The 12793-nt window shown below is 59.1% G+C and carries 13 protein-coding genes; 4 read left to right on the top strand and 9 right to left on the bottom strand.

The features are described 5' to 3' along the window. The first annotated feature begins 135 nt into the window (after positions 1–135). The 3 genes from LRO94_RS02675 (at position 136) to LRO94_RS02685 (ending at position 1898) form a co-directional block, all read left to right on the top strand. A complete protein-coding gene (locus LRO94_RS02675; protein ID WP_053140503.1) occupies positions 136–411 on the top strand; it encodes a polyhydroxyalkanoic acid system family protein in 276 nt (91 codons plus the stop codon). A gap of 104 nt (positions 412–515) precedes the next feature. Beyond that, positions 516–938, top strand: a complete 423-nt coding sequence (locus LRO94_RS02680) for a phasin family protein (RefSeq protein ID WP_032890224.1) — start codon at positions 516–518, stop codon at positions 936–938. Between the two features lie 12 nt (positions 939–950). Beyond that, entirely contained in the window at positions 951–1898 is a 948-nt protein-coding gene (locus LRO94_RS02685; RefSeq protein WP_179179636.1) for a phasin family protein, read from the top strand. Between the two features lie 70 nt (positions 1899–1968). Here LRO94_RS02685 and LRO94_RS02690 read toward each other — a convergent pair whose 3' ends face one another. The 6 genes from LRO94_RS02690 to LRO94_RS02715 all read right to left on the bottom strand — a co-directional run bounded on the left by LRO94_RS02690 (position 1969) and on the right by LRO94_RS02715 (position 8441). Continuing rightward, on the bottom strand, positions 1969–2490 hold the full coding sequence (locus LRO94_RS02690; protein WP_032890229.1) for a fimbrial protein: 522 nt from the start codon (positions 2488–2490) through the stop codon (positions 1969–1971). 18 nt (positions 2491–2508) lie between these two features. Then, positions 2509–3456 (bottom strand): fimbrial protein, encoded by a 948-nt coding sequence (locus LRO94_RS02695; RefSeq protein WP_179179635.1) that lies wholly within the window; start codon positions 3454–3456, stop codon positions 2509–2511. A 2-nt stretch (positions 3457–3458) separates the two neighbouring features. Next, positions 3459–6059 carry a fimbria/pilus outer membrane usher protein gene (locus LRO94_RS02700; protein ID WP_233896926.1) on the bottom strand — a complete coding sequence of 867 codons (2601 nt, stop codon included), beginning with the start codon at positions 6057–6059 and terminating at the stop codon, positions 3459–3461. Between the two features lie 158 nt (positions 6060–6217). Beyond that, positions 6218–6982, bottom strand: coding sequence for a fimbrial biogenesis chaperone (locus LRO94_RS02705; RefSeq protein WP_179179634.1), 765 nt, complete (start codon positions 6980–6982; stop codon positions 6218–6220). Between the two features lie 8 nt (positions 6983–6990). After that, positions 6991–7758, bottom strand: a complete 768-nt coding sequence (locus LRO94_RS02710; RefSeq protein ID WP_407692693.1) for a fimbrial biogenesis chaperone — start codon at positions 7756–7758, stop codon at positions 6991–6993. Between the two features lie 101 nt (positions 7759–7859). After that, positions 7860–8441, bottom strand: a complete 582-nt coding sequence (locus LRO94_RS02715) for a fimbrial protein (RefSeq protein WP_179179632.1) — start codon at positions 8439–8441, stop codon at positions 7860–7862. A 368-nt stretch (positions 8442–8809) separates the two neighbouring features. On the opposite strand from LRO94_RS02715, the gene LRO94_RS02720 reads away from it, so the two are divergent. Continuing rightward, entirely contained in the window at positions 8810–9472 is a 663-nt protein-coding gene (locus LRO94_RS02720; RefSeq protein ID WP_179179631.1) for a response regulator transcription factor, read from the top strand. 7 nt (positions 9473–9479) lie between these two features. Here LRO94_RS02720 and LRO94_RS02725 read toward each other — a convergent pair whose 3' ends face one another. The 3 genes from LRO94_RS02725 to phaZ all read right to left on the bottom strand — a co-directional run bounded on the left by LRO94_RS02725 (position 9480) and on the right by phaZ (position 12744). Then, the gene (locus LRO94_RS02725; protein ID WP_032890239.1) at positions 9480–10100 is read right to left on the bottom strand and encodes a TetR/AcrR family transcriptional regulator; all 621 of its coding nucleotides are present in this window, start codon (positions 10098–10100) and stop codon (positions 9480–9482) included. Between the two features lie 27 nt (positions 10101–10127). After that, a complete protein-coding gene (gene phaC / locus LRO94_RS02730) occupies positions 10128–11810 on the bottom strand; it encodes a class II poly(R)-hydroxyalkanoic acid synthase (RefSeq protein WP_032890241.1) in 1683 nt (560 codons plus the stop codon). A gap of 88 nt (positions 11811–11898) precedes the next feature. Further along, a complete protein-coding gene (gene phaZ, locus LRO94_RS02735; RefSeq protein WP_032890243.1) occupies positions 11899–12744 on the bottom strand; it encodes a poly(3-hydroxyalkanoate) depolymerase in 846 nt (281 codons plus the stop codon). Between the last annotated feature and the right edge of the window lie 49 nt (positions 12745–12793).

Here is a 12793-nt window from a genome sequence, read left to right on the forward strand (position 1 = left end):
ACCAAAAGAGAATGCGGGACATGATAATCCCCAAGGCTTGCTTTGTCTTGGCAAGGCTGCAGGTAAGATAGGTGGTCACCGAGGCCTTTTGCCGCAGCGAAGGTATTCAAATCCCTATAAAGAGGAGTCATTGCAATGGCCCGTATAACCGTTGAGCGTGCACATTCCCTGGGTAAAGAAGGCGCACGGGCAAAGGCCGAGAAGTTGGCGCACAAACTCAAGGAGCAATATGGGCTTGAGCCGTCGTGGTCCGGCGATACCTTGAACCTCAAGCGCTCCGGGGTTAAAGGAACAGTATTAGTGGCGGATGATTCGCTGCGTATTGATGTGGAGTTGGGGCTGTTGATGTCGGCCATGAGTGGCACGATCAAGTCTGAAATCGAGAAAGCCTTGGATAAAGCATTGGCCTGATCGATTGTTCTTAGGGTGCCGATTCTAATTTTTCCTCCTACTTTGTGCCCAAGCCCTCAACTCCTGCGGGCCGTTCCTCCACCCTATTCTGCGTGAGGTGCACCATGGCCAAAGTTATCTTGAAGAAAAAAATCGACGTACAGACCGGCGCCCTGACTGACGTTAAAACCTACGCCCGCAAGATCTGGCTTGCAGGACTCGGTGCTTATGCCAAGGTCGGCAGCGAGGGCAGCGAGTACTTCAAAGAGCTCGTAAAGAGCGGTCAACATGTTGAAAGTAAAGGTAAAAAAGTTGCAGTTGAACAACTTGATGCCGCCAACAGTCAGATTGACCAAGTAAAGAGCAATGTCTCCGCTGTCAAAGGTCTGGTAGAAGTTCAGCTGGATAAAGTTGAAAAAGCTTTTGACACTCGTGTTGCAAGTGCCTTGAATCGAATCGGCATTGCGTCTAAACATGACGTGGAGACACTCTCTGCTAAGCTCGAAGAGCTGACGGCATTGCTCGAACGTGTCGCGCGTAAACACTAAGGAGACATCGGGATGGCTGTTAAAAAGACTACTCAGAAAGAAGGCAGCTCGTGGGTCGGGAAAGTTGAAGAATATTCCCGCAAAATCTGGCTCGCTGGTTTAGGTGTGTACTCGAAGATCGACAGTGACGGCAGCAAACTCTTCGAGACCCTGGTTAAAGACGGCGAGAAGGCCGAGAAGTTGACCAAGAGCACCGTTGGCAAACAAGTTAATGCCGCTAAGGCGACTGCCGGTTCGCGCATCAGTGATGCGAAGAAGCAGGTGCTGGGCACCTGGAGTGAACTTGAAGGGGCGCTGGATACACGTCTTAACAAGGCGATTTCGCGACTGGGCGTGCCGAGCCGTACTGAAGTCAAGGCACTGCACACCAAGGTCGATACCCTGACCCGGCAGATCGAGAAACTCACCGGCGCCAAAGTAACTCCGGTGAAAACCGCAGCCGCGAAACCGGCTGCCAAGCCTGCGGCTAAAACCGCTGCTGCCAAACCGGCCGCAAAAAGCGCTGCCAAGCCGCTGGTGAAAGCCGCCGCCAAACCTGCTGCCAAGGCGCCGGCAAAAGCTGCCGCAAAAACGGCTGCCAAACCTGCCGCCAAAACCGCCGCCGCCAAACCAGCCGCTAAACCAGTGGCCGCCAAAGCCGCTGCCAAGCCAGCAGCGAAAGCAGCCGCCAAACCGGCCGCCAAGGCCGCTACCAAACCTGCGACCAAGCCAGCGGCTAAAACCGCTGCGGCCAAACCTGCAGCCAAGCCTGTTGCGGCAAAACCAGCGGCCAAACCTGCTGCGGCGAAGAAGCCCGCCGCTGCCAAAAAACCAGCAGCGACCAAGCCAGCCGTTGCGGCCAAGCCTGCTACCGCGACGACCCCTACCGCTTCATCAGCCAACTCGGTTGCTGCACCGACGCCCGCTGCCGTGAGCCCGACTGCAACGCCGGTTACCCCGACGCCATCCAGTCAGTCCTGATTTTTCCGGGACACATAAAAATGCCCGGCCTGAGAAGGTCGGGTTTTTTTTGCGTGTGTTTACGCCTTCATCAGTTGTAAGTGATGGAAACGGTGACAGCACTTTCCAGGGTGCCTGCTGAAATGGCGGCTCCTGTTTTGCGGTACGACGCATTCATCGGTAGCAGCGCTTTTCCGCCACTTGTGGCGATCTGTCGCGTGCGCTGGGCGACAGTGCCGTTGGCGGGGATGTACGCGACGTTTCGGTGGGACAGCGAGAGTGCCGTTCCGCCTGAGGTTCCCGTGTTGGCGAAAAGTACGCCGTTGCCGGTGGACGGAGTGCCCGCGAACAGAAAGAACACATTTTTAATGTCCGACTCACACTCGGCGGTGATCTCGAACTCCGCTGTGCCCGTTTCTTCAGATAAATCAAAGTCAGACACTTTGATGGCTGGCAGGGTGATGGTGCGTGTCACATCGCCAGCGGCCAGGTTGCAGGTGCCGGCGTTGACCTGGCCGGTGAAGCGCAACGTGCCGGTGGTCGCAGCCTGGACCGCGTTGGCGGCCAGGCTGGCGGAGATCGCCAGCAGCAAGGGTAGGGCTCGAATGCTCATTTCATAGTCCTCAGGGTTTTAGTTATAAGTGATGTTGACGATGGCCGTGCTGTCGAGCGTGCCTTGGCTGACCGTGCCGTTTTTGTGGTACGCAGCGCCGAGCGGCAGGACTGCTCGGTTGCCGGAAACCGTCACTGTGCGAGCACCGTCGGCCCCATTGGGGATGATGTTCTGGACACCTCCGTTGAGGCGTGAATACAGCCACACCGCCACGCCACGCGCAGTGCCTGTATTGGCGAACAGTCGGTCGTTGCCGGGCGCGGGTGTGCCGGAAAACCGAAAGGTCACATTGGATGCGTTGGTGCAGGTGGCGGTGAGCTCGAAATTACGTTCGCCGGTGTAGGTCGCGTTTTGAAGTGTGCTCACTTTGATAGGGTCGAGCGCGATCGTGCGGTTGACGTCGCCGGTCGCGAGGTCGCAGGTGGCGGCGGGTCTTATAAAACGCACCGCATTGCCGAGCCGCAGGGTAAACATTTCTGGACGTCTATCTCTTCTTTCTACCCAAATGTTTCCGGCTGGCACCAGCCCGTCTGTTACAGGCCCGATTTTGTAGAACTTCAGCTCTGCAGCTGTGAAGCTGGGGCTCACGATGGATGGGTGGGCTGTTCCTTGCTGATTATGCAGTGCATAGAAATTGGTGATTCTCCTGGCATCCGTGATGCGCAGGCGCACCCCTACCCCCGCTACTTCGGTGCGATAGATGGGTGAGTACGTCGGATCTAGTGTCTGGTATCGTCCCGTGACCGCTGTAAACAGGGAGTAGCAGTTGGCGAAAAAAGCGGGTGCTGTGCCACTGAATGCACGACTGATGATTTCCCCGCCCAGAGGGAGGCTGTCCGGAACGGTGATAGTGGCAGGGAGGTTAAGGGTGAGTGTGCTGTTCATGTACCGGTCACATGCTGCATGAGCCACGATTGGCACGCTGAACAACAGTAGTGTGGACATCAATTTAACTGAGTGCTTCATCTTCAACTCCGCGATGAGAGGGAGTGGGCGAGTACATTGGCGGGTGGCTGCACGACGAGGTCCGCGATCGTTTCACACGTGCCGGCGCCCAATTGCGTCAAGCGTGAAGTCTCCCTGCTGGACGTATCTGCTGGCAGTTCGTAGCGAAGGTGGCACGCCGCCGATGCTGCTTTTCCCCACTTGACCGTCAACTCCCCGTGGGTACGAGACACGCGAACAAATGCCTTACCGCCTTGCCCGACCACCCCTACGCTGGCGCCGTCTTCATCGAAGACATCGGCACCGAACGGTAATGGGCTGCCATCTTCGCGCACTGCCGTGATCAGCAAGGCCTGGCCGCTGACCGTCTCGAACTCCAGCTTCACCACCGAACCGGCACGCGGAGCGACGTTCTGGGCGGCGGTCTTGAGTTCCACGTCTACGGAAAGGTCTTTGGGGTCCAGCTCCACGACGTTCTGGCGGTAAGGGGTGAGGTTTGGCACTACGGCATAACCGCTCTTGCCGACCTGCGCGCTGTGGTTACCGTTGATCCGTGCACCCTGTGCGTCAGGTGCCTGGACGATGCCAATGGTGTCGCCCAGTTCCGGGGCAAAGGTCACGCCGCCCGCGTGGGCGACGATGCCACCGGTCATGCCGAATGAAGTGGCGCGGTAGTCGCTGCTCTGGCCATAACCGGCCGACAGCACGCCGTGACTGGCCTGGTATTTCACGTCGGCGCTCGTGCTGTTGCCGCTGCCGTGAGTCCGACTGGCAGCCAGCCCGTAGCTGAGTTCGTTGCGTTCGCCCAGGTTGCCGCCGACGGTCACACGTTCCCCACTGCTGTGGTCGCCGCGATAGGCCGTGGTGGTCAGGGTCGGGGACCTTGCGCCGCTGCCCAGTGGCAGGCTCAAGGTCAGGTCCACTTGCTTGTCGACACGGTCACTGAGCAAGTCCCGGGTGCGTTGTGCGCTGACTGTGTAATGAAGGCCCTTCCAGGACCCGCTGTACCCGGCGGTTAAGGTCAGGTTGCCGCTTGTGCGATTCCAATAGTTTTGCGAGGAGCCGGTGAGGTAGACCGAACCGTTGCCCAGGTTCTGGTTAAGGCTGATGTCCATCCTGTCGCGTAGGCGCGATACGTTTTCCAGGTTGAGTCCGTCGATGGCAAGGTCGCGAACCCGTGCCGCGTCGCCCAGGCTGAGAAAGCCTTCGGTGGAGTAACGGTAGGCACCGAGTGCGAAGTGAGTGCCGGTGGAGGCGAAGTTCTTGCTGTAGCGCAACTGCAGGCTTTGCCCTTCCCGCGAGCTATGCCCGGGCAGGTCGGCATTCGAGTGGGTCACGTCAACGGACAGCGCGCCCACTGGGGTGTTGAACGCAGCGCCCAGTAGCTGGGAGTTGTAATCCTGGCCCACTATCGTCCCGGTGTAGCCGGTCAGCACATTGCTGAGACCGTGCTGGTAGGTCGCTTGCATGACGTTGGGCGGGTGCCGAAGGCCGATTTCATCAAGCTGGCCGATGCTCAGCGCGTAGCGGCTATAACCGGGGCGCAACAGGTTGGCGTTGGCGGCGAAGGGCACAATGAACTCCCGCTTGCGGCCGTCCGCCTCGGTGATGGTAACGGTCAGGTCGCCGCCGTATCCGGTGGGGAATAAATCGTTGAGCACAAAAGGACCGGGCGCGACCGTCACCTCGTCCAGCAGCACGCCGCGCTGGCGCACGGTGACCCGTGCATTGGTCTCGGCAACGCCGCGCACCACCGGTGCAAAACCGGTCTGGGAGTCCGGCAGCATCCGATCATCGCTGAACAGGCTGGCGCCGCGCAGACGTACGCTGTCGAACAGCTCACCCGGCGTGTAGATTTCGCCCACCATCAATTGAGACTGCAGTGCGCTCACTTCACGCTGCACGTAGGTGCTGCTGCTCTGGTAGCCGGAGCCCACCGTCGACTGGCTGTAACTGCCGTTGTGACGCCAGTGCCATGCACCCAGGTTGAGCCCGGTGTTCAGACCCAGGTAATTGGAGCTGACCGACCTGCCGTTAGCCTGGGTCAGGAAGGTGTTGGCGTTGTAGCGCACGAAGGCGGCGTTGATACCGCCGTCCCAATGGTTGGGGTCGACATAACCACGGGCCTTGCGCGCCAGGTAGATCTGTGGAATCTGCAGGTCCAGGCGGTTTTCACCCGCGTCGAACCGGCTGCTGGCGCCGGGCAGGTAGCTGGAGATATCGGCACAGCTGGACAATGCCGACTCGGCGGCTTCCTGTTCGATGGCGTCCATGTCGACGCCGACCCTCATGAGCGCCTCCCGCTCCAGGCACAGTTGCGCCGTGTCTTGCCCTTCCATGGCGCTGAATGTCAGGGACTCGCGTCCGCTCCACTGGCCATTGAGGTAAACGTCCGAGCGGTAGGTGCCGGGCAGGACGACGTTGCCTTGACTGAACTTTGCAAGATCGATCTGCAAGCCGTTCGCCCCGTCGGGGAAAAAGGCCGGGTTGAATATCACCTGCTCGGCACCCTGTGCACCTGCGGCGTGGGCACCTCCAAGCAACAAGAGGCTACGGGTTATCAACGTCAATCGATGAGGACACAGGGGCCAGTTTTTGGTCCTGGCGGGTTTTTTCGAACGCATGGATACCGTCCACAGGAATAGGTGTTGTCCGAGTTGCGGCAAAGCGCGTCCCTGCCCCGACGGACGGGCACTGAACGGACATGTTTGATTCTCAAGAAGGCCGAAGGGGCGGACTGAAGAGACGCTGAGCAGGCCCTGGCGTCGCTATGGCGTGGCGGTCATGACGACACCTTGGCGCTGTGCGAAATCGTGAGACCGAAGTCGTCGAGGGTCTGGAATTCGACGGTCGTCTCGCTCGCGGGTAATGCCTTGAATCCTGTCAGTTGGAAGTGGTTGCGGCCGTGGGGCGAAACCATGTTGTCGGCGCTCGATGCCGCGGGTTCTCGGGCATGGCGCTGCCCCTTCGCGATGACCTCGATCTTGTCGAAGCTCACGTAATAGGGCGTCGGGTTATACACTTCCAGCATCACGCCGCGCTCGGTTGTCACGCTGCGCCACTGCAGCTTTGCGGGCGCAGCCTCAACCGCGGAGGGCAGGTCGGGTGGCCGGAAAAAAACCTTGATCCGGGTGCGGAAGGCGAGTTGCAACTGGTTGTTCTGCCCAGCGCTCGGGGCCTGAGAAGGCACTTCCAGCACGTTGAACCAGTACAGGCTTTCCTGTACCGATGGCAGCGTTTCGCCGGTGTATGCCAGGCGCACCACGTGTTGCTTGCCCGGCTCAATGCGAAAGATCGGCGGTGTGACAACGAACGGTATGTCGTCCACATCCGGCGTCGAGTACTCGTCGCCTTTGTCCAGCCACACTTGCATCAGGACGGGCGCCTGATTCTTGCTCTCGAGCCTTACCGTGACTTCCTTGTCCTGCTGCGGATAAACAATCCGTGTGCTATTGATCACGACACTCGCCTGCGCCATGGGCGGACTGAGCAGTGCGAGCGCCGCTGCGAACCTGGTTAAGCAGCGCGAAATCGAAGTTGCTTTCATACGACGGGTTATCCTGCGGACGACAGTGCGACGCCAGCGGAGTGACGCACCCGGGCGCCGAAATCGCTGACGGTGGTGAATTCGACTTCGGGCTTGTCGTGGGGGCGATTACGCAGCAGCGGCAGCGCAAACAGTTTTACGTCACCGGCGGGCAGTAACAGTCCGTCGTTGGCCGCTTTGCTTGCGGCTTTACTGAAGCGCTTGCCCTCGCTCAGCAAGTCAACCGAGGCGATTGAAATATGGTACGGCGTGGGATTGGTGGCTTGCAGGGCGAAGCCATGGTCATGGGGTACCAGTTTCCATTGCAGTTTTGACGCGGCGCTGGCGATGGGATATGCCAGCCCTTGTGGGCGCAGGAACACCCGCAGGCGAGTACGGAACGACAATTCGATCTGGTTGTTTTGCGCGGCATCGGCGGAAAGCGGTGGTACTTCCAGTACGTTCAACCAGAACAGACTTTCGCGATCCTCGGGTAGCGGCTCACCGGAATAGCGCAGGCGCAAGGCATGCTGTTGATATGGCTCGATACGAAACAATGGCGGCGTCAGGGTGAACGGGGTCTGCGCAGTCGCCGGCGTCGAATGTCGATCACCGGTATCCAGCCAGGCCTGCACCAGCGCCGGGCGGCTGCCCTTGTTTTCCAGCCGCACAACGACTTCCTGTTGTTCTGCGGGGTAGATCACGCGCGTGCCATGGACAATCACGCCCGCCTGTGTGCTGAGCGCGTGAAGCGATATCAGCCCAAAAGCGCAGGTGGCGAGGGCGCGGCGAGCCATTCGTTTAATCATCTGAAGTCTCTTCGAGGCTGGAAGTGGACCTGCGCGGCGATGGCAGGTCCTGGGCGTACAAGGTCTGTGGGTACAGACGTGTCCACCTCTTACTCGGCGTATTCGATCAGGAAGCCGACGCGGGTTTTAACCGTGCCTTCGGTGGCGGCACCGCTGGCATACAGCTGCGCTGCCAGTGGAATAATCGCCTGGTTGTCGACGATCACCACACCCTCCGATTTCTCGGTGTAGACATTGATCGGGGAGCCATCACGATTGGTTACTTCTACCTGTACGTTCTTGGCATTGGTGGTGTCGGAGGGATCATCGTGGCCGTCGATGTTCAAGCGGCCGGTGGCCACGTCAATGGCCGGGCTGGTTGGGTCGAAAGCCACCATGGCGGTACGGCCATTGGTGCAACTGCCTTCGCCAGGCCCGCCAATGCGAATGGTGAAACCCGTCAGGTTGGCGCGACTACCCGCCGTCGCCAGGCGAGAGGCAGAGACGCCACCCAGGTTAACGTCTTTGACGACGGCGCCTGTGCCCGGCGCTGCGCCCTCGACGGTGCAGGTCACATCGGTCACCAGGCCGGTGAAATTGATAACGCCATCGTTGGCGGCGAATGCCGGCTGTGACAGTGCCGCAGTCAGAGCGAATACTGCCGCAACAGGGGAAAGAGCGGTGATTTTCATGGTCATCCCAGTCGTGATTTTGTAAAAGAAGCCCGCCGCAGGTTAAGGCGTGACGCCTGAAGTGTGTTTCGAGTTCTACTCGAATGGCGGAAGGCATAATTTGTCTGGGAGTGCGAACTTCATCTATAGAAAAGTGCTGAGTTTTATTTCGTAATTATTCGAAAACTTTTTAGCTTAAGACTTTTCTGTAGGACTAATGTTTTTCTGTAGGAGCGTGCTGAAGGACTTGCGCTTATTGCCCCGTAGTATTGATGCCTGCCTGTAACTGGGTATACCGTAATTGCAGTACGCGTATTCAAAGGTGCGGTGTTGTATTTACTTATGCGGGTTTTTGTATGCCTACTTCTATGCCCACTACGTACACCGTCATGCTTTTAGATGACCATGAGATGGTTCGGCAGGGAATTGAGCTGGGCTTGAGCGCTGCGCCTGACCTTGATGTGATCGGCTCTTTCGGCACGGCTGGGGAACTGCTGGAAGCGCTTGCTCGGCGACCTCCGAACGTTGTGGTCATGGACTTTGTTCTGGCGCCATCGGACAGCGACGGCCTCAGCCTGATCCAAGCCCTGAGCAGGCGCTTCAGCCAGTGCAGGCCACTGATCGTGTGTTCGCATTACACGCCTGCCACGGTTTCATTGTCTTTGAAGGCAGGATGTTGGGGGGTACTGGGCAAGACCCAGAACTTGACCGAACTAGTGACGGCCATTCGAACGGTTGCTCAAGGCCGTATTTACTTGAATCCGTGTATGGTGCCCGCACTGCAGGGTATGCAATCAATACTTGATGTTATAAATATGAAATCGAGAGTGGAGCCTTCAACTTCGTTGCAAATGAACGCTTGCCTAACACCTAAAGAGCAGGAAGTGTTGCGGTGTTTTCTCGATGGTATGACGGTAAATTCAATTGCTGCGAAGTTTTCGCGTAGTGCAAGTACCATCAGCACGCAAAAGCAATCGGCGTATCGCAAGTTGGGCATTAGCAGTGACAGCGAACTCTTCAAGTTCAGTTACCAGTTCGGCGAGCCGGGATGACGGCCCGTCAAACGGGCTCATCCAAATAACGCAGCGCCAACCGCTCCGTCGTCAGCCGTGTCGGCAATAGCAGGTGCGGCGCTACCAGCATCATGATCTGGTACACCACGACCCGTATCTCGCCTTCGCGATCAAGTATCCGCTGGTAATCCAGGGAAAACAGCAAGGTCATGGTGATCTGTTCCACCAATTGCCCCAGTGCCTGCGTGTCACTGACCACTTGCCCCGCTGCCTTCAATCGCGCCAGCAATGATGCCAGGGTACGTTTGAGCGCTGTAAGCAGGTTGCGAATGCCTTTGGCAAGCTTCGGTAGGCGTCCGGCCAAGTTGGACAAGTCCTGGAAAAGAAACCGGTAGTGGGCCATTCGCTCGACAATCAGGTGCAGGAACAGCCAGTAATCCTCAGCCTTCAATTGTGCGTCTGCGGGCGGATCAAGCAACGGCGCCAGCTCACCTTGAAAACGCTCAAAAAGCCCAATGATCAGCGGCTCCTTGCCATGGAAGTGGTAGTAGAGGTTGCCGGGGCTGATCCCCATTTCATTGGCCACCTCCATGGTTGATACATTCGGCTCGCCCTTTTGGTTGAACAACTGCAGGGCGCATTCAAGGATACGGTCGCGGGTCTTCATCCAGTCTTCTTAATGTGATCGTTGAGCTCAGCGCACTCGCACATAGGTGCCCGGCGCCGCTTCCATCGGTGGGTAATTCTGGTTGCCCAGAGCCGTGAGGGTTTCGCGTTGCACGCCCGAGCGCTGCTGGATCCACTCCAGCCATTGCGGCCACCAACTGCCTTCGACATGGTTGGCGTCGTAGTACCAGGCGCGTGGGTCGCTGCTCAGTTTCTGGTTCTCGACGTAGTTGGCCTTGGGGTTGCCCGGAGGGTTGAGGATGCTCTGGATATGCCCGCTGTTGGACAGTACGAAGCGCCGCTCGCCGCCCAGCAATTGTGTGGAGCGATACACCGCGTCCCACGGCGTAATGTGGTCGTTGATGCCGGCCACGCTGAAGCTGTCCACGGTGACCTTTTGCAAGTCAATGGGCGTGCCGCACACCTCCAGGCCGCCGGGATGGCTCAGTGGGTTGTGCTTGAAGAAGTCCAGCAGGTCGCCATGCAGCGCAGCGGGCAGGCGCGTGTTGTCGTTATTCCAGTACAGGATGTCGAAGGCCGGCGGTTCCTTGCCCAACAGGTAGTTGTTGATCCAGTAATTCCAGATCAGGTCATTGGGGCGCATCCAGGCGAAGACCTTGGCCATGTCGCGCCCATCCAGCACTCCCTCTTGATAGGAGCGACGTTTGGCGGCTTCCAGGGTTTGCTCGTCGGCGAACAGGGTGGCGGGGCTGTCGATCTGGCTGTCCAGCAGGCTCACCAGGTAGCTGGCGCTGGAGATGCGGCGTAGCTGACGCTTGGCCTGCAAGTGGCCTTGCAAGGCGGCGATGGTCAGGCCGCCGGCGCAGGCACCCATCAGGTTGACTTCTCGGGCGCCGGTGATTGCCCGGCATACGTTAAGCGCTTCCTCCAGCGCCGCAACGTAGGTGGACAGGCCCCACTCGCGGTGGCGCACATCCGGGTTGCGCCAGCTGACCATAAAGGTCTGCAGTCCGTTTTTGAGCGCGTACTGCACAAAGCTGTTGGCCGGGCTCAAGTCGAAAATGTAGTACTTGTTGATCTGCGGCGGCACGATCAGCAGTGGCTTGGCGTACTGTTTTTCGCTCATGGGCTTGTACTGGATCAGCTCCAGCAGCTCATTGCGAAACACCACCGAGCCAGGGGTGGTGGCAACCGTCTTGCCAACTTCGAACGCGTGCTTGCTCACTTGGCGTGGCAAGCCGTTGTTGTGCAGCAGGTCTTCGAACAAATTGGCCACACCGCGCACCACGCTGTTGCCGCCGGAGTTGAGCAACTCTTTGACGGCCAGCGGGTTGAGCAGGGTGTTGGAGGGTGAGACGGCATCGTTGAGCAGGGAGAAGGCGAAGTGTGCGCGGGCCCGGTCATCGGCGCTCAGGGCGCTGTCGTCGATCCAGTGACGTGTCTGCTTCTGCCAGCTCAAATAGGCTTGCAGACTTCGGCGGTAGAGCGGGTTGAGCTTCCAGGTGGGATCGCTGAAGCGGCTGTCATGGGGGTTGGGCTCGTGCACGGTCTCGCCCAACAGCACCCGACCCAACTGGCCGCTCAAGGCCCAGGCATGCCGTGCGGTGTGCACCGGGTTGCGCAAGCTGTGGGCGGCGACGCTGCGCAAGGTCGAGAGCAAGTCCCTGCCCCTGAGGCCGGTGATCGCATTTTGCGCATTGATGAACGCAGCAGGGGTAGGCGCCGGGTTCGTCACGGGTCTTTCTCGCATGAGCCAACACTCCTTCGTCTAGCCATCAAACAGGCACGCCAATTCAGAACCATAGTCGGTTCCTGGCAAGTTGCGCGGCGTTGCGTCCTTACACCGCCGGGCGTGGATGAATCACTGCACGCATTCGCTCCTCTTCCAAGAACTTCATGATGATCGGCGCCACGGCTTCGGCCCGGGTGATCAAGAACAGGTGGCCGTCATCGATGATGTGCAATTGCGCATTGGGGATGCGCCAAGCCAGCATGCGCATATTGATCAAGGGGATCAGCGGGTCGTCGTCCCCCGCCAGCACCAGGGTGGGCTGGCGGATCTTGTGCAGCCAATGGATGCTGGTCCAGCCCAGCCCGGCGAACAGCTGCCAGTAGTAACCGAGTTTGCCGGCAGATCGCACCTTGCTCGCATGTTCGGCGGCGAGGTTCGAGTCGCGGCGGAAAGAACCGCCGTAAATCATCGGCGCGATACGCACCACATGGGACGGTTGGATGTAGCGGCGTGGGCTTGCCATCAGCCACAAAACCTTGGGCTTACCCGGCACCATCACTGCGCCAGCCGCCGTGGCTGCCAGGATCAGTTTCTTGCAGCGCTCCGGGTAGTCATAGGCAAACTGTTGCGCCAGCGCACCACCCCAGGACACGCCTACGGCGTTGACCTGGCCGTAGTCGAGATAGTCGAGCATGCGCGCGGTGAGCTTGGCCAGGCCGGGAAAACGATAGGGTCGCTTGGGGGTAGATGAGCCGCCGACGCCTGGCACATCGAATGCAATCACCTCCAGGTCCGGGTCCAGGGCCTGGACGAACGGAAACACCAACTCAAGGTTGGCGCCGATGCCGTTGAAGATCAGCAGCGGCGTCAAGTGAGGCTTGCCCGGGCGCACCGCCGTGCGGATGGTCTGGCCATCCAGGTCGATGGTGCGGAAGATGAACGGTTGCGGCATGCTCAAGCCCTGTGAGGTAGTCCGGTAGGTATTGGGTCAACGTGGGAGG

Origin of the sequence: Pseudomonas sivasensis (assembly GCF_021391435.1) — a bacterium.
Taxonomy (GTDB): Bacteria; Pseudomonadota; Gammaproteobacteria; order Pseudomonadales; family Pseudomonadaceae; genus Aquipseudomonas; species Aquipseudomonas sivasensis.